Source organism: Hymenobacter glacialis, from assembly GCF_001816165.1.
GTDB classification, from domain to species: Bacteria; Bacteroidota; Bacteroidia; order Cytophagales; family Hymenobacteraceae; genus Hymenobacter; species Hymenobacter glacialis.
In genome coordinates, this window is record NZ_MDZC01000015.1 from 98,846 (window position 1) to 114,646 (window position 15,801).

Sequence of the window (15,801 nt, forward strand, 5' to 3'; positions counted from 1 at the left end):
CTTCGCTACAAATTACCAGATGCCAACAGGCGCATCCCATAGCTACGGTGCCAGCCGGTGGATGGATTGGTACTAAGCCGTGGCGGTTGCGAGGCCCTCCTGCGTTATCATCGCCAGAAAGTCGGTCATCAGAGGGGGCGAAACGCAGTTGTGGGGCAGGACCAACCCTTCCTGGCGCGCCAAGGGGCCATATAGCACCACCGGCCGCCCCTCGCAATGGGCCGATACCTCGGCGGCAAATTCGCCCACCCGGCTGCGGTCAGGCTGCAGGGTCAGCACGCTCACCACCACGTCGGGGCGGTAGGCCTGGCACACGGCGCCCAGCTGTTCGGTGGGCAGGTTCTGGCCGAGGTACAGAGTGTGCTGCCCGCGTAGGCGCACGGCGTAGTTCATAAACAGCAGCGCCAGCTCGTGGAGCTCATCGGCGGGCAGGAACAGCACCCACCGGCGGGCGGTGGCCGGCACAGGGGGCAGCGCATCGGTAGCAGCCAGCAGCTTTTGACGCAGCAGGTTGGCCAGCATGTGTTCCTGCGCGGGGCTCACGGTGCCCGCCAGCCACATCAGGCCAATGCGTTGCAGCAGCGGGTAGGCCACAAAAAGCATCATGCTCTCAAACCCGAGCTTGGCGGCACCTTCGGTCAGGAGCTGGTTGATGCGCTCCTCGTCGAGGCTGAGCATGGCGGCCAGCAGGCCGTTTACCTGGCGGTGGTAGTCGTGGGCGTCGTCGCAGCACGCCAGCACGGCTTCGCTGATTTCGGCATCGGAAAGGCGCGCTACCTGCGAAATGCGCAAGCCCCGCGCGCATAAGGTGCTCACGTTGAGCAAGCGGCGCAGGTCCTCTTCGCAATAGGTGCGGATGTTGGTAACCGTGCGCACCGGCTGCAGCAAGTTGTAGCGCTGCTCCCACATCCGGATAGTATGCGCCTTGATGCCCGAAAGCTGCTCTAAGTCGCTGATGGAAAAGTGGCCCATTGTACAGGTAAAAGTGGTCGAATCAGGCGGTGCGCTTGAGAAGTTGAAAGCGGTGCGGACCTGGCTTACCGGGATAAGTCGGGCGCGGCTGCCTTCTTTTTTTGCGCCTGTTGCCGGGCCAGCTGCAGGTACTTGGGCGATACCCACAGCAGGCCAAATTCGGCCGAGCCGTCGCGGCCAGTGGTTTTGTGATGGGTTTTGTGGGCCATGTTAAGGGCCCGGAGGTAGGTGTTCTGCGACTTTTTCCAGAAGCGCAACCGGCCGTGAATCAGCACGTCGTGCACGAAAAAATACACCGTGCCGTAGGCCGCAATGCCCACGCCTACCCAGAACCACCAGCGTCCGCCATTGTCCCCGGTGATGAACAAGGCAGCGGAAATACCGCCATAAATCAAAAAAAACAAGTCGTTGCGCTCCACCGGATGCGGGTGCCGGACGTGGTGCGAGCGGTGCAGAAACCACAAGGGGCCGTGCTGCACAAATTTGTGCATAAACCAGGCCCAGAATTCCATGAATCCGAAGGTGGCAAGGGTGATGCCAAAAGCGGCCAATGCTGTCATGTAGAAATAACCGGAGCGGGGAAAAGGTTGTTTGGAAACGACGCGGAAACGCCGCTCAGCCCCCTAAAATTTACGGGAGCGGAACGGCGTTCCGGTAACTGAACCACTAAGAAACAGATTTTGCTACTACCAGCCAATCTTTTCTTTGTTGAGAAACGCAGCGATGCCCTTGCGGCAGTCTTCCGAGCCGCGGGCTTCGGCGTTGCGCTGGGCGGCGTAGCGCAGGCCCTCCTCCAGCGGCAGTTCGGGCAAGCGGGCGAGCATTTCCTTAGTCACTTCCATGCTTTGGGCCGAGTTTTCGCGGCACAGGCGCTGGGCGTAGGCGTGCACGGTGGCAGCCAGTTCCTCTTTAGAGGCGAGAAAGGTAATCAGGCCCATATCCAGGGCTGTCTGCGCCGTTACCACATCGCCGCTGAGTAGCAGCTGCTTGGTGCGGGCTTCGCCAATCTTGCGCAGTAAAAACACGCTCACAATGGCCGGAATGAAGCCAATTTTTACTTCAGTGTAGCCAAACTTGGCTTCGGGCACGGCAAAAGTGAGGTCGCAGATGGCCGCCAGGCCGCAGCCGCCAGCCAGCGCGTGACCCTGCACCTGGCCAATCACGACTTTTTTAAGCGTATAAATCTGGTGGAAGAGCTGCATGAGGTGCGTGCTGTCTTCCAGGTTATCGGTGTAGCCGAAGCCCTGCAGGTCCTGAATGTAGGCCAAATCGGCGCCGGCGCAGAACACGTCGCCAGCGGCCCGCAGCACAATGACCTTCACGGATTCGTCGTCTTCGGCATAGTCGAAGGCCTGCTTTAATTCGGTAACCACGTCGGCGTTAAGGGCATTGCGCTTGTCGGGGCGGTTGAGCGTGATGTAGCCGATGCGGTCCTGCGCTTCGTAGCGGATGTAGCGAAGGGCTTCGAGTTCGGGAGTGAGAAGGTTTTCCATAAAGTGCAAAAGCGGCGCGCGCGAATGGTTGAGGTAAAGAGGCCCACCGGTGGGAAATGGTGGCAGGCCGGGCTGGCAATTAACGCAAAAAACGTGCGAGGAGATTACCCGGCTCGGCCAGTGCCCGCTCTGCACGGCCGAAAGTAGCTGAACGTGGGCACGTTCGGCGTCTTACTGCGCTGGCGGCTGGGGCGGCTGGCGGTGGTAGGCGCCGCGTGCGGTTACGTCCCAGGTGCGGAAGCCGTGGGCACGCAGGCTGGAGTCCTGCCGGGCCACGTACCACGTCTTGCACGAAGAGTCGAACACGACCTGCACTTGCGGGCCAAAGACGGCCGCCACGGTTTCGGGCGTCACCCGGGCGTTGCGGCGCAGCACCAGCACATCGACTGGCGAGGCCTGCGTGGCCGTGGAAATGCGGTTGGAGACGAAGCCGATGCGCAGGCCCCGCCACTGGGCCACTACCACGGGGCCGGGTTTTAGGAACAGCTGCTCGTTGGCACTATCGGGGTCGGGCAAGCGCCGGACCGGGATATGGCTGTTGCGCCAGCCCACCGAATACCTGGGCTGCCTTGCCTGCCGCTGTATGAGGCCGGGCAGCAGGCGGTAGGTGCGCTCGGTTTCGTTGAGCGCCACCGAATCGGGCGTCACGAATTCGGCCGCCGCTCCCTGCCAGAAGCCCACGGCCGAGCGCCGGGGGATGCTGTACACGATGAACTCCTCGGTGGGCGCCACGGCCAGCGCCTCCGTGACCCGGGTGCCGGCGTAGAGCAGCAACAGGCCCGTAGCGCCACGCAGCCAGCCCAGCCGGCGCGTGTTGAACCACGCCAGCAAGGCCCCAATCAGCCCAAAGAGCAGCACGGTTTGCAGGGCCGACACGTGGATTTCGCGGATAACCCAGTCCGACATCACCCGGCTAATTAAAAAGATATACTCGTTGAATAGCCACACCATGCCCTCAAAAACCCAGGCTACGAAACGCGGCAGCAAATCGAGCCACCAGTCGGCCCAGGCCGGCAACAGCGCGCCCAGCGCGGCCGCCAGGCCCTTGAGCACCAGCAGGGCGAGCCCCACGTACACGGCGCTACTGGAAATGGGCACCGCCACCAGGTTGGAAAACAGAAAGCTGAGCGGAAACTGGTGGAAATAAAACAACCCCAGTCCAAACGTGGCCACCTGGGCCGCCAGCGACAGCGCCGTGGCCTGCCACACCTTGTCCAGAAACCAGCCGCTGCTGCGCCAGGACCACTGCACCGCGTTGGGCTGCCAGGGGCGGCGCCGGGCGTAGAAATAGGCTTCCACATCGAGCACACGGGCCACGCGGGGCTGCAGGTACACAATGCTGAGCACCGCCAGAAACGAGAGCTGAAACCCGACATCCGCCACCATGAAAGGATTGTAGACCAGCAGTCCAAAGGCGGCCACGGCCAGCGTGTTAAATATCATATCCTGCCGCCCGGCGGCCCGCCCAATGATGATGAGCGTGAACATAACCGTGGCCCGCAGCACCGAGGCCGACAGCCCCGTGAGAAACGCGTAGCTCCAGATAACCGCCAGCCCCACCAGCGCCGACCACAGCCGGAACCCGCGCACCCGCCCAAACAGGGCCTTCATCACCAGCGACATGGCCGCGAACAGCAGGCCTACCTGCAACCCGCTCACGGCCATGATGTGCGTGGTGCCGGTATTGGTATAGGCCTGCTTGGTGGCCAAATCCACATCGTCTTTAATGCCCAGCACCAAGGCCGAGGCAATGGCATACTCCCGCGTGGACTTGATGTAGTGCCGAAACACGCCGTCGAGCTGCTCGGCGGCCTGCATGCTGATGGCCACCAGCACCGATGGTGGCTCCATGCGCAGCAGCCGGTACTGGTCGGGGTGTATGTATTGCTGATGATACACTTGCCGGTACTCCAGGTAGCGGCGGTAGTCAAATTCGCCGGGGTTGAGCGGAGCTTTGCTCAAATCCGGATGGCCCCGAATGAGCCACACCTCGCCGTAGCGCGGCTGCGGCACCCCGGCCACTCTAGGCAACGACACCCGCACCCCGCCCCTGGCCACCCGCCACTGCCCCGCCACGCGCACCGCCTGCACCCGCAGCGTGGTGGCATAGGTGGCCGCCCGCACCACAATGTAGTCGTCCACCACGGCTTGGTAGCTTTCCACGGCGTCGGCAAAGCGGTGCAGGTGGTCGGCGCGGCGGCTTTCGGTGGCCCGCTGGGTGAGCGTGGCGCCCAGCAGGCCAATGGCCAGCAGCGCCACTGCGCCGGCCACATCGGCGCGCCGGGGGTGCGGCGGCGCACACTCCAGGCCACCAGTGCCACCGCCACGGCAGCCAGCCCCGCCGCGTAGGGCCACAGCTCCGGCCAGCCAGCCCCCAAATACATGTAGGCCACGATGCCAACAATGAGAACGGGCGTGTACCGTACGAAAGGAAAAGTGGCCCAGGATATCACGGCGCGGTAGCAGCAGGGGAGCGAGTAGGCTGGCAATGTACGGGGCGCGGCCCCAATGCCAGTGCACCCGGCCGCTGCCAGCCGGAAGCAGCCTTACCTTGCCGCCCGGATTCCTGCTATCTACTTATGCTTTCCTTTCTGCGCCGCCTCAAGCTCAGCTATTCGGTTTACAATGCTTTTCAGCGCCGCCGGCTGGCACACAACCTGCCGCTCTACCAGCGGCTGGGCCTCAACAAACAGTACTTCTCCCCCATCAGCAGCCGCGATTTTGCGCACCTGGCCCCCAATGCCGGCCTGCCTCTCGCGCCGCCGGTGGCCGAGCGGCTCGCGGCCAGTCCGGCGTTTCGGGCATTGCCCGCCGCCAGCCAAGTCAGTTTGCTGGCATTTGAAGACCAAGGATTTGCCATTTTGCCCGGTTTTCTGGCTGCTGACACGGTAGATGCCATCAACACCGAGCTGGCCCACCTCATTGCTGCCAAAAAGGTTGATTTGCGCTACCGCAACAAGTTCATGTTCGCCTTTCGGCAGTCCGAACGCATCCGGCAGGCCGGCGAGGGCGCGCTGCGCTCGGTTGTAGCCGCCCTGCTGGGCCACGAGACCACGCTGTTTCAAAGCATCAATTTCCTCACCGGCAGCCAGCAGCGCACCCACTCCGACAGCATTCACATGAGCACCTTTCCGCTGGGGGGCATGGCCGCCGCCTGGGTGGCCCTGGAGGACATTACGCCCGACAACGGCCCATTGCACTACTACCCCGGTAGCCACAAGCTGCCCTATTACCTCAACGCCGACTACGCCAACGAAGGCACCACCTGGCTCACCGGCGACAAAGAATACACCGAATACGAAGCCACCATTGCCCAAAAAATCAATGAGGCCGGCATCGAAAAGCAGATTTTTCTCGCCCGTAAAGGCGATGTTTTCATCTGGCACGCCAACCTGATGCACGGCGGCGAACCCCACCGCGACCCCGCGCAAACCCGCCTGAGCATGGTGTTTCATTACTTCAGCCGGGCGCATATCTGCTACCACGAAATCACGCAGCGGCCGGCGCTGCTGGGGTAGTTGCCCTCCGCGTGCACCTCACCCCCTGACCCCCTCTCCAAAAAAGAGGGGGCACCGGACTTGCTCTTAAGTAATGAATCGGATAGTGGAGTCTTCCTCACGAACCGGTGCCCCCTCTTTTTTGGAGAGGGGGTCAGGGGGTGAGGTGCACGCGGAGGGCGACAAAGCCAGCAACTACCCCAGCACCATTTTATAGTGCTGAATATTAGCCTCCTCAAACATGTCGCCTTCTTTCAGAAACCCGTGCCGCTCGTAAAACGGGATGGCGCGCAGTTGCGCATTGAGATAAACTTCCGCGTCGGGTAGCTCGGCCTGCACGTCCACGAGGACGGCGTGGAGCAGCGCGGCGCCAATTTCCTGGTTCCGGAAATCGGCCAGTACGGCAAAGCGCTCCAGCTTCGCGCCGTTCTCGGTTTGGCGCCAGCGGGCGGCGCCGGCGGGCGTGCCATCGGTGGCGCGGGCCAGGTAGTGGCGGGCGTCGGTGCGGTCGTGCGCGTCGTGCTCCTTGGTGGCGGGTACGCCTTGTTCTTCCTGAAACACCCTTTCGCGGATAGTAAAAGCCGCGTCGAGGTCGCGCAGGTCGGTGATGCGGTAGGCGGTGGCGGGCATGGGTTCAGGGGTATAAAGTTGTCATCCTGAGCTTGCGAAGCACCTTGTTTCGGCTGAACGACGAGTTCAAGCGCGATAAGGTCCTTCGCAAGCTCAGGATGACGGTAATTTACTAACGAATACTTACAACGGCTGCTCCTGATTCACTGGTAAGCCGCTTGAGGCGCTCTGCTGCTGGAGTTCGAGCAGGCGGCGCTCGTGGCGCTCGTCGCGGCGCTGGCCGCTTTGCTGGGCCTGCTGGGTCATTTCCTCAGTGTCGAACTTGTCGTAGGCCTCCACAATTTCCTTTACGAGGCGGTGGCGTACCACGTCTTCCGACGTCATCTCGACGTAGCCGATGCCCTGCACGTTTTTCAGGATGTCCATGGCCTGCATCAGGCCCGACTTCTGGCGGGTGGGCAGGTCAATCTGGCTGCGGTCGCCGTTTACCATCACCTTGGCGGTGGGGCCCATGCGGGTCAGAAACATCTTAATCTGGCTCGGCGTGGTGTTCTGGGCCTCGTCGAGCAGCACGAAGGCATTGTTGAGCGTGCGGCCGCGCATGTAGGCCAGCGGGGCTATTTCGATGATTTTATTTTCCTGGTAGAACTTCAGCTTCTCGGCCGGAATCATGTCTTCCAGGGCATCGTAAATAGGGCGCAGGTAGGGGTCTACCTTCTCCTTCATGTCGCCGGGCAGGAAACCGAGGCTTTCACCAGCCTCCACCACGGGGCGGGAGATGATGATTTTCTTCACCTCCTTGTTCTTGAGCGCCCGCACCGCCAAGGCCACCGAAATATAGGTTTTGCCGGTACCTGCGGGGCCCAGCGTAAAGGTGAGGTCGTGCGACATCACGGTGTCCACCAGCTTCTGCTGGTTGGGCGTTTTGGCTTTGATGACGCCGCCCTTGGCCCCGAACAGGATGACATCGGGCGAGGCGGCCAGCACGCGGCCCTCGGCCTCCTCGCTGGTGGCGGAGAGGTACTGGTTCACAGTCTTGTCGGTAATCTGGCCGTACTGGTGGTAGTGCTCAATGAGCGAAGACAGCAGGTCGTTGATGCGGGCAATGACTTCCGTCTGGCCCTGAATTTTTATTTCGTTGCCCCGGCTGATTATTTTCGACCCGGGAAACGCCGCGGCTAGCTGCCGAATGTTCTGATTGTCCGGGCCCAGGAAATCGACCAGGGACATGTTTTCGAGGATGATGATTTTTTCGACCAAGTGGGGAGAGAGGGGGAAAGAAGGAAGATGATAAAAAGCAGCCTGCTTTACACCTAAACCGGCTACTTTTGCCCCGGTTCAGGCGAATGAACAATACTACGAAAAACTACCGAACGCAGGCATGGGGTTAATAACACTGCTGACTGATTTTGGCTACCGCGACCACTACGTGGCGGCGCTGAAAGCCCGGCTCCTGCAGCTGGCGCCAGCCACCCCGGTGGTGGACATGAGCCACGGCGTCGAACCCTTCAACATCGCGCACGCCGTTCACGTTCTGCAATCGGTATTTCGGGATTTTCCGGCGGGCACGGTGCACGTCATTGGTGTGGGCGACCACGGCGCGGGCCCCGAGCCGGCCTGGCAAGCCACCAGCTACCAGGGCCACTATTTTGTGGCCGGCGACAACGGCATTCTGGCCCTGCTCACCAACGGCGCGCCCGAGGTGCTGGTGGCCTTGCCCGCGGCCGTCACCGCCTCGCCCACCCGCGACGTGCTGCTCCCCGCCGCCGTGGCCCTGGCTCAGGGTGCCGCGCTGGACACGCTGGGCCCCGTCGTGACCGAATTCCATCAGCTCAACAACCGGCAGGTGCGCCTGCAGGACCACCGCATTACGGGCCACGTGGCCCACGTGGACCACTACGGTAACCTGGTTACCAACATTTCCCGCACCGCCGTGGAAGCCGTGGGCCACGGCCGCAGCTTTGCTGTACATTTTGGGCGCGACATCCTCAAGGATTTGCACCCCCACTTCTCGGCCGTGCCGCCCGGCGAGGCCGTGGCCGTGTTCAACAGCCAGGATTGCCTGTGCCTGGGCGTGTGCCAGGGCAATGCCTCGGAGCTGCTGGGCTTGCACTTTGATTCGCAGGTAGACGTGCGGTTTCCAGTGGAATAAAAGGAGATTGGGCAAGGCAAAAAAAAGAACGTCATGCTGAGCTTGCCGAAGCATCTACACCGCACAGTAACTGATTACTTGTGTGTTAGAGATGCTTTGGCAAGCCCAGCATGACGCTCGGTCTCGCTGCGTCAACTGTTTGAAGCCACCTATTTCAGCGCGCCTTTCAAATCATCAGTGGCTACGGCCTGGGCGGCATCGGCCTGGGGCACTACGCCCGCCATGCCGAAGAATTCGTGCGTGGTGCCTTCGTACAGCTTGTAGTTAACTTTTACGCCGGCAGCCTGCAGGTTGTCGGCCAGGGTTTTGCCCTCGCTCAACAACGGGTCGTATTCTGCCGCAATAATGGTGGTGGGCGGCAAGCCTTTCAGGTTGGCTGCTACGAGGTTGACGCGGGGGTCTTTGCCATCGGCCGGGGTGCGGAGGTAGTTCTTGAAGAACCACTCCATGCCGGCCTTGTTCAGGGGCGCGGTCTCCGTATTGGACTGGTAGGACGCCGTGTTGGTGTCCGACCCGGCGATGGGATACACCAGTAGCTGGTACTTGGGCAGGGCCACTTTGCGGTCGCGGGCCATCATGCTCACGGCCGCAGCCAACCCACCGCCGGCGCTTTCGCCCGCTACGGCCACCCGGTTGGGGTCGCCTTTGATGCCGGCGGCGTTCTTCAGCGCCCACTGGTAGGCGGCAAACGCGTCGTCGTGCGCGGTAGGGAATTTATTCTCCGGGCCTTTGCGGTATTCCACCGACACCACCACTGCGCCGGTCTTTTCGGCCAGGGCCTGAGCCGAGGAATGGTAAGTGTCGATGGTGGCAATAACCCAGCCGCCGCCGTGGTAATAGACGATAACCGGATACGGCGCCGTGCCGGCTTTGGGCGTGTAAATGCGGCCCGTAACGCCGGGCACAAGGGTGCGGTTCACGGTGTCGACCTGCATGGGTGGGGGCGTGATGTTACTGGCGCGCATCTGCTTCATCGCGGCATCGGCGGGAGAAGGCTGCTTGCGGGCCTGCACAGCGGTAAGCTCGGGCAGCGGCTTGTTGTCGAAGCTCATCAATTGCTCAATTACAGCCTGCATTTCGGGTCCCAGGTTAGGACCCCAGGCGGGCTTGGCACCGGTGGGCATTACGCTACCCGCGCTGGCAGGGGCATTGGCGTCGGTAGCCGACTGGCCGGTTTCGGTGGCGGGCTGGCTATTGCAGCTGCTGAGCAGCAAGCCACCGGACAGGACTGGCGCGAAGAGCCAGGACAACGCTGCCAGGCGAAAGGATGAAATGTTCATAAATGTCGGGCTGAAAACCAGTGAAATACATGACAGTAGCCCCTGTACGAGCAAGGACTCCTCAAGTTGGTATTAATGTGGTTTTTTGTAGCACTTGCCATTTATCATTTCAAGAAATAAATGGTGATTCGAATCTGCCCCGAACATCATCCTGCACTCAGGCAGTGCCTCCTTTTACCTGCTCAGCATCTACAGACGTAATAAAACAGAATCTTTGACCACCCTTTTTCACTTTTCACCCGCTCCTGCATATCAAAAAATTGGCTTCGCATCAGACCCAAAAAAGCCAAGCCCCGCATGGCGAAGCTTGGCTTTTGAAGTTGGAATGTTTCGCTTTGTAAGGTCACCTACCAGACTGGGACATTGCTTACTTGAACCAATAGCAATACGGCATGTCGCGTGTGTGCCTACTACACAGCATTACTAAACTATTGATTGACAACAGTATCAGCATCAACTACCGTGGCAGCACTATCCGACACTTGGTTGGTTTCGCTGGATACCACGGTGGCGGTTTTGTCTACCTCAGTGGCAGTGGGCTCGCTGCTGCAGCCGCTCAGGAGCAGGCTGCCGGCCAAGGCTGATGCAACAACGCAGGCCAAAGCCAGGGGGCGAATTGAAGGCATTTTCATAAGATGATTGGTAAAAATGTGGAGAGTTATTGCCTGACCTTTACGGCCGGTTTAGCTTTTGAGTTAAACCGAGTTTGGCTGGCGCTGCCGTCCGTTTATTTGAGCCTCACCCCTTTGCTTATGCTAATTCGCGTAGTGCGCATGACCTTCGCTCCCGACCAAGTGCCGGCGTTTCTGGCCCTGTTTCACGGTTCCGAAAACCGCATCCGGCAGCAGCCGGGATGCCGCCATCTCGAGCTGTGGCAAGACGCCAACCAGCCCAACGTGTACTGCACCTACAGCCATTGGGACAGTGCCCAAGCGTTGGATGCCTACCGCAAATCACCGCTATTCGGGGAGGTGTGGCCGCCTACAAAGCGGCTTTTTGCGGCCCCACCCCTCGCCTTTTCGGTTGCGCCGGTGTTGTAGTCGTATTGCTCTTTGTAAAACCAGCCGTTCTCCCCTGCCCATGTCTTCTGAATATTTTGCCTTCTACGGCCTTCCCGAGTCCTTCCACCCCGACGAAGCCGCCCTCAAGCGCCAGTACTACGCCAAAAGCCGCGAAACGCACCCCGACTTCCACGCCACCACCTCGGCCGAAAACCAGGCCGAGATGCTCCGGCTGGCCACCCTCAACACCGATGCCTACCGCACCCTGGCCCACCCTGATAAGCGCATGGCCTACATCCTGCGCCAGCACGGCCTGCTGGATGAAGGCAAACAGGAGCAGTTGCCGCCCGACTTCTTGATGGACATGATGGACCTCAACGAGCAGCTCATGGACCTGGAAACTGCCCCGGACACCGCCGCAGTAGCCCAGGTGAGCGGCGAAGTGCAGGCCATTGCCGACACGCTGGACGCCGGCATCGAGCCCGTACTAGCTGGCTATGAAGGATTACCGAGCGACCACCGACCGGCCGCTCTCCAGCAAATCCGCACCTACTACCTAAAAAAGCGGTATCTGTTGCGCATCCAGCAGCAAGTTGCTACCTTTGCAGCCCGCTCCTGATACCGGCAGAGCGGAATAGTTCTAATGCAAGTTCATCCTGCCCGGATGGCGGAACCGGTAGACGCGTTGGTCTCAAACACCAATATCGCAAGATGTGCCGGTTCGACTCCGGCTCCGGGTACATTTACTAGCTACGGGAACCCCCGAATAGTCGCCTACTACGTAGTACAGGCACTTTTCGGGGGTTTTTGCGTTTGATACGCTACCCGGTATAAACCGACATACTACGGGAATCTTGCCACTGTACGTGACACTACTTTTGCCACTACTTTTCCCACGTCATGATAATCAAGTTTGAACGTCGCACGGACCAGCCGGATGCTGCTGGGCGCTGCAAGGTGTATCTGGTAGCCACTTTTGAGGGGCAGCGGCTGCGGCTCAGCACGAAAGAGCGGTGCCTGGCCTCGGAGTGGAACGAGGAGAAAAGCCGCTTCCGCAAATCTTTGAACGGGTCGCAGGAGGCGAACGGCGTGCTCGACGCGTTGAGCGAGCAGGTGACGAAAGCGCACCGGGAGCTGCGCGCGGCGGGCGTCGTTGTGACTGCTGCCGTCTTGAAAGAGGCGTTGGCCCCGAAGGTGGCGGCGGCGGACCTGCCGCCCGCGCCACTGCTGACCGACTTATTCGGGGCGTATATCGAGGTGCTGCGGGCGCGGGGCTTCCGGTTTCACACGCTGAAGGGCTACAAAACGGCGCACAATACGCTCCTTGAATTTGCGGAGACGCTGCCGGGACGGCTCACGACGGCGGACTATGACCCGGGGATGCACGACGGTCTGTTGGGGCACCTGCGAGACGTGCGCGGGTCAGCCCAGAACACCGTGGCGGGCGTGGTGAAGCAAATTAAGCCGTTTCTGGCGTGGGCCCGGGACGACCGGGGGCAGACCCTGGCGGTGGACCCGGCCAAGCTGAAAGTGGAATGGGAGGACATTGAAAAGGTATGGCTGACGGCGGCGGAGCTAGCCAGCCTGGAAAAGGCGCTGCTGCCGGCCAACCTGGTGCAGGTGCGCGATGCCTTTTTGTTCTGCTGTTACACGGGACTGCGGTATTCGGACCTGGCGGCCCTGCACGAGGGCAACGTGAAAGAGTGGGACGGCGGGCGCATCCTGCGGCTGACTCAAACCAAGACGCGCACGGGGGTAAGCATTTACCTCACGCCGCCGGCGGCGGCGCTGCTGGACAAGTACGCGGGAACACGGACCCGGCTGATGCCATCGACGGCTAACCAAGTGATGAACCGCTATCTGAAACGCATTTGCCGGCTGGCGGGCGTGGAATCCCTGGTGGAAGTGGTGGAAACGATTGGCGGGCAGATTATGAAGCGGCCGGTTTCCAAATGGGAGCTGGTGAGCATGCACACGGCCCGCCACACGTTTGCGACCCAAAGTTTGCTGCGCGGGATGCCGGTGGAAGTGCTGCAGAAGGTGCTGGGGCACTCCAAGATTCAGACGACGATGATTTACGCCAAGGTGGTGGAAGACCTGCAGCACCAGACCATGCGGCGGATTTGGGAAGGAAGTGCTGCGGGGCCAGCCGATGGCTCCGAGATTCAAGCCAAGGAGATTTGCGCCGTGGTACCGGAATCCGGCTCAGCAATGGGAACTGTACCGGGTTCGGAACAAGCCGCTGCTTAGCAGCTGGTGAGGCTTCCCGCTCAGTCGGTTGAATAGTCTTTCCGGGGCTAACACCGAGTTTCTGTGCTTCGGGCTCAGTGGGAACTACTCCCTAACCTTACCTTAAAAAATGAATGGCCAGCCCCTTTGGGGACTGGCCATTTTTTATGCGTTTTCGATAACGGTCACTACGCTTCCGATACGCTCCGAGTACGGTAGCGCTACGCTCCGGCGTCGACTTAGCGGGCGTTCAGAGCGGCGCGCACCTCTTGCTCGGGCAAGTGGGTGTAGGCGCAAAATTCTTGGATGGAAACCAAGGCGCGGCTGGGTTTGCCGAGCTGCACGCGGATGCGCTGCAAGAGGCGCTTGCCGGCCTGGTAACCGTTGCCAGTGACGGCGGCTGCATCCTTGGGGTAAATGCAAACCTGGGACATATTGGGTACCTGCGGGGTATAGTTGGCTAGGCGAATATACAACCCTTAAAAGGGGGCTGTAGGTTCGCAGCATGAAATTTTTACAGTTGGTACGGATAATTGCCCGGGTGCTCCTGCTTTTGGCGGGCACCGGTGCGGCGGCGGTCGGGGCGCTGCAGTTTGCGCCGCGGAGCTGCGCGGGGCCGGTGCGGGAGTTGCCGGTTAGCGGACTGGTGAAGGTGGCGGCTCCGGTTGCGCTGGCAACTGAAAGTGGCCGGGTGGTGCGCGTGGTGGACGGCGACACCTACGACGTGCTGGCCGGGGGCACCGTGTACCGGGTACGGCTGCTGGGCGTGGACGCGCCGGAGCCGGACCAGCCCTTTGGGCACCAGGCGGGCGACTCAGTAGCGCGGCTGCTGGGGCCTCAACGGCTGGTGCGGCTGACGCGGCGCGGCGTGGACCTGTACGGGCGGACGCTGGCCACGATGCAGCTGTCCGTGAGCAAGGGGCCGGCGCTGGCGCTGGATTCGCTGCTGGTGGTGCGCGGCTGGGCGTGGGCCTGGGACCCGAAGCACCGGGTGGCGGGCCGCAGCGCGCAGCAAGCGGCGGCCGTGTCCGGGCGGCGCGGGCTCTGGAAGTGCGGGGCGGTGGGCGTACTCACGCCACGCCAGTGGCGCAAATTCAATTATCAAAATAAGCGGCGTTACGGGGTGGGCTGCACCTGGTAGCAAGGCCGCAGAATGCAAGCAGCCACGACGAAAACAAATTTCTTACTTCTAGTAACGACCTTTTATTATGGCACGTCAGACAGGTATTTTGGGCATTCAGGGCACCGTGGGTGGCCTGGTGTTCAGCAAAAACGGCAATATTTCGCAGAAGCCAGCCAGCAACAAGGCTGCTTTTGCCAGCGCCCCGAGCCGGGCGCGAACCCGCGAAAACGCCGCTGAATTTGGCATGGCGGCCAGTTACAGCAAGGTGCTGCGCGACTCGCTGCGCGTGGCCATTGCCTCGGCCAGCGATAGCCGCGTGGCCTCGCGCCTCACGGCCACGATGCGGGCCATCGTTGGCCTCGACGACACGAACGACCGGGGCCAGCGCGTGTTCGATTCTTCGAACTCGGCCCCGCTGCTCGGCTTCAACTTCAACGCGGGGGCTGGCATCGGCCAGACGATGTACTTCCCCTACGAAGTGACGGGTGCCGGCGCGGACGTGACGATGACCATTCCGGCGCTGAACCCGGTCTCGGACATCGCGGCTCCACAGGGCACGACCCACTTTGAAGTGGTGTTCGCTGCTTCCTCGCTGGACATGGAAACGCTGACCTTCACCAACGGGGTGGTGGCGGCTCCACTGGGCATTTTGCCGGTTAACGGCGCGGCCCTAGTGAACCAGACAATGGTGGCTAGCTTCCCGGTGGTACCGCCCGCGGCCAACCTGGTGGTGGGCGTGGTGGGCATCAACTTCTACCAGCAGGTAAACGGCAAGTTCTATCCGCTCAACAACAACAGCACTAACCCGCTGGCGATTGAGTACGTGGCCTAAGCCGCGACAAGCAAGCACGAAGCGGCCGGCCACCAACGGCTGGCCGTTTTCTTTTCCCTCCCTTTCATCATTTAAATTTTCATCATTATGGCACTTACGGCTTATCAAACCCAATTTAAACGGCGCATGAAACGCGTCATTCGCCTGCGGGCCAAAGCTGACCAAAAGGCCCGGCGCTACACCCAACTGCTAGCCGATGCCATTGGCGCGGCCGAGGACGCGGCCATGCAGATGAACGCGCTGAACCAGCTCTACAACGTGGACGTGAGCACCTATACCATCCTTACGCAAGCGCTACATGCCAACAGCGGGCAGGAAGTGCTGGTGGACCATTTGGCACAAAGCACGCCCGGTGAGGAGGTGGTACTCTTCAACCAGGTGCCGGACGGCAATGGCGGGCTGGAGCTGCCGGCCAACCCGCTGTTTGGCGAACTGGTGGCGGGGACGCCGATTATCCCGCCCGCACAGACAGCCAAAACAACCGAAACGTTGGTACCAGAAAGGGCCGCTGCCCCGGAACCGCCCGCAACTCTGTATGTCGCGGAAGCATAACGCATACAGACCGTACCGACTCACAATAAAAAAAGCGACTCCTGTTATACAGGAGTCGGCTTTTTTTATTGAAATGTGGGATTCGCGCACTTCTTATTTG

Annotated in this window: 17 protein-coding genes and 1 tRNA gene; 9 read left to right on the plus strand and 9 right to left on the minus strand. The window is 61.1% G+C overall.

Annotation, left to right across the window (positions count from 1 at the left end):
• Positions 1 to 72 precede the first annotated feature (72 nt).
• The 4 genes from BEN48_RS01660 to BEN48_RS01675 all read right to left on the minus strand — a co-directional run bounded on the left by BEN48_RS01660 (position 73) and on the right by BEN48_RS01675 (position 4,820).
• Positions 73 to 972: a MerR family transcriptional regulator gene (locus BEN48_RS01660; RefSeq protein WP_070732287.1), complete on the minus strand. Its 900-nt coding sequence runs from the start codon at positions 970 to 972 to the stop codon at positions 73 to 75.
• Between the two features lie 65 nt (positions 973 to 1,037).
• Complete coding sequence (locus BEN48_RS01665; RefSeq protein ID WP_070732289.1) at positions 1,038 to 1,532, minus strand: sterol desaturase family protein; 495 nt, start codon at positions 1,530 to 1,532, stop codon at positions 1,038 to 1,040.
• A 126-nt stretch (positions 1,533 to 1,658) separates the two neighbouring features.
• Entirely contained in the window at positions 1,659 to 2,465 is an 807-nt protein-coding gene (locus tag BEN48_RS01670) for an enoyl-CoA hydratase/isomerase family protein (RefSeq protein ID WP_070732291.1), read from the minus strand.
• Between the two features lie 171 nt (positions 2,466 to 2,636).
• Positions 2,637 to 4,820: a ComEC/Rec2 family competence protein gene (locus tag BEN48_RS01675; RefSeq protein WP_070732293.1), complete on the minus strand. Its 2,184-nt coding sequence runs from the start codon at positions 4,818 to 4,820 to the stop codon at positions 2,637 to 2,639.
• Positions 4,821 to 5,044: 224 nt separating this feature from the next.
• On the opposite strand from BEN48_RS01675, the gene BEN48_RS01680 reads away from it, so the two are divergent.
• Positions 5,045 to 5,983, plus strand: coding sequence for a phytanoyl-CoA dioxygenase family protein (locus BEN48_RS01680; protein WP_070732295.1), 939 nt, complete (start codon positions 5,045 to 5,047; stop codon positions 5,981 to 5,983).
• Between the two features lie 174 nt (positions 5,984 to 6,157).
• On the opposite strand, the gene BEN48_RS01685 is transcribed toward BEN48_RS01680, so the two are convergent.
• Both BEN48_RS01685 and BEN48_RS01690 read right to left on the minus strand, forming a co-directional pair.
• Positions 6,158 to 6,592, minus strand: a complete 435-nt coding sequence (locus tag BEN48_RS01685; RefSeq protein ID WP_070732296.1) for a GNAT family N-acetyltransferase — start codon at positions 6,590 to 6,592, stop codon at positions 6,158 to 6,160.
• A 123-nt stretch (positions 6,593 to 6,715) separates the two neighbouring features.
• Positions 6,716 to 7,792, minus strand: a complete 1,077-nt coding sequence (locus BEN48_RS01690; protein WP_083320663.1) for a PhoH family protein — start codon at positions 7,790 to 7,792, stop codon at positions 6,716 to 6,718.
• A gap of 121 nt (positions 7,793 to 7,913) precedes the next feature.
• Between BEN48_RS01690 and BEN48_RS01695 the strand changes: the two genes are divergently transcribed.
• The gene (locus BEN48_RS01695; protein WP_070732298.1) at positions 7,914 to 8,684 is read left to right on the plus strand and encodes an SAM hydrolase/SAM-dependent halogenase family protein; all 771 of its coding nucleotides are present in this window, start codon (positions 7,914 to 7,916) and stop codon (positions 8,682 to 8,684) included.
• A 149-nt stretch (positions 8,685 to 8,833) separates the two neighbouring features.
• On the opposite strand, the gene BEN48_RS01700 is transcribed toward BEN48_RS01695, so the two are convergent.
• Positions 8,834 to 9,964 carry an alpha/beta hydrolase gene (locus BEN48_RS01700; protein ID WP_070732300.1) on the minus strand — a complete coding sequence of 377 codons (1,131 nt, stop codon included), beginning with the start codon at positions 9,962 to 9,964 and terminating at the stop codon, positions 8,834 to 8,836.
• A gap of 428 nt (positions 9,965 to 10,392) precedes the next feature.
• A complete protein-coding gene (locus BEN48_RS01705; RefSeq protein ID WP_141764571.1) occupies positions 10,393 to 10,590 on the minus strand; it encodes a hypothetical protein in 198 nt (65 codons plus the stop codon).
• Positions 10,591 to 10,716: 126 nt separating this feature from the next.
• On the opposite strand from BEN48_RS01705, the gene BEN48_RS01710 reads away from it, so the two are divergent.
• The 4 genes from BEN48_RS01710 (at position 10,717) to BEN48_RS01725 (ending at position 13,215) form a co-directional block, all read left to right on the plus strand.
• Complete coding sequence (locus tag BEN48_RS01710; protein WP_070732389.1) at positions 10,717 to 11,004, plus strand: putative quinol monooxygenase; 288 nt, start codon at positions 10,717 to 10,719, stop codon at positions 11,002 to 11,004.
• A 40-nt stretch (positions 11,005 to 11,044) separates the two neighbouring features.
• Complete coding sequence (locus BEN48_RS01715; protein WP_070732304.1) at positions 11,045 to 11,584, plus strand: iron-sulfur cluster co-chaperone HscB C-terminal domain-containing protein; 540 nt, start codon at positions 11,045 to 11,047, stop codon at positions 11,582 to 11,584.
• Positions 11,585 to 11,623: 39 nt separating this feature from the next.
• Positions 11,624 to 11,705, plus strand: a tRNA-Leu gene (locus tag BEN48_RS01720).
• Positions 11,706 to 11,865: 160 nt separating this feature from the next.
• A complete protein-coding gene (locus BEN48_RS01725) occupies positions 11,866 to 13,215 on the plus strand; it encodes a site-specific integrase (protein ID WP_070732306.1) in 1,350 nt (449 codons plus the stop codon).
• Between the two features lie 218 nt (positions 13,216 to 13,433).
• Here BEN48_RS01725 and BEN48_RS01730 read toward each other — a convergent pair whose 3' ends face one another.
• Entirely contained in the window at positions 13,434 to 13,628 is a 195-nt protein-coding gene (locus tag BEN48_RS01730; protein WP_070732390.1) for a hypothetical protein, read from the minus strand.
• A gap of 107 nt (positions 13,629 to 13,735) precedes the next feature.
• Here BEN48_RS01730 and BEN48_RS01735 point away from each other — a divergent pair, with 107 nt between their 5' ends.
• The 3 genes from BEN48_RS01735 (at position 13,736) to BEN48_RS01745 (ending at position 15,701) form a co-directional block, all read left to right on the plus strand.
• Positions 13,736 to 14,335 (plus strand): thermonuclease family protein, encoded by a 600-nt coding sequence (locus BEN48_RS01735; RefSeq protein WP_241502135.1) that lies wholly within the window; start codon positions 13,736 to 13,738, stop codon positions 14,333 to 14,335.
• 67 nt (positions 14,336 to 14,402) lie between these two features.
• Positions 14,403 to 15,149, plus strand: coding sequence for a hypothetical protein (locus BEN48_RS01740; RefSeq protein WP_070732310.1), 747 nt, complete (start codon positions 14,403 to 14,405; stop codon positions 15,147 to 15,149).
• 126 nt (positions 15,150 to 15,275) lie between these two features.
• A complete protein-coding gene (locus BEN48_RS01745) occupies positions 15,276 to 15,701 on the plus strand; it encodes a hypothetical protein (protein WP_070732312.1) in 426 nt (141 codons plus the stop codon).
• The last annotated feature ends 100 nt before the right edge of the window (positions 15,702 to 15,801 follow it).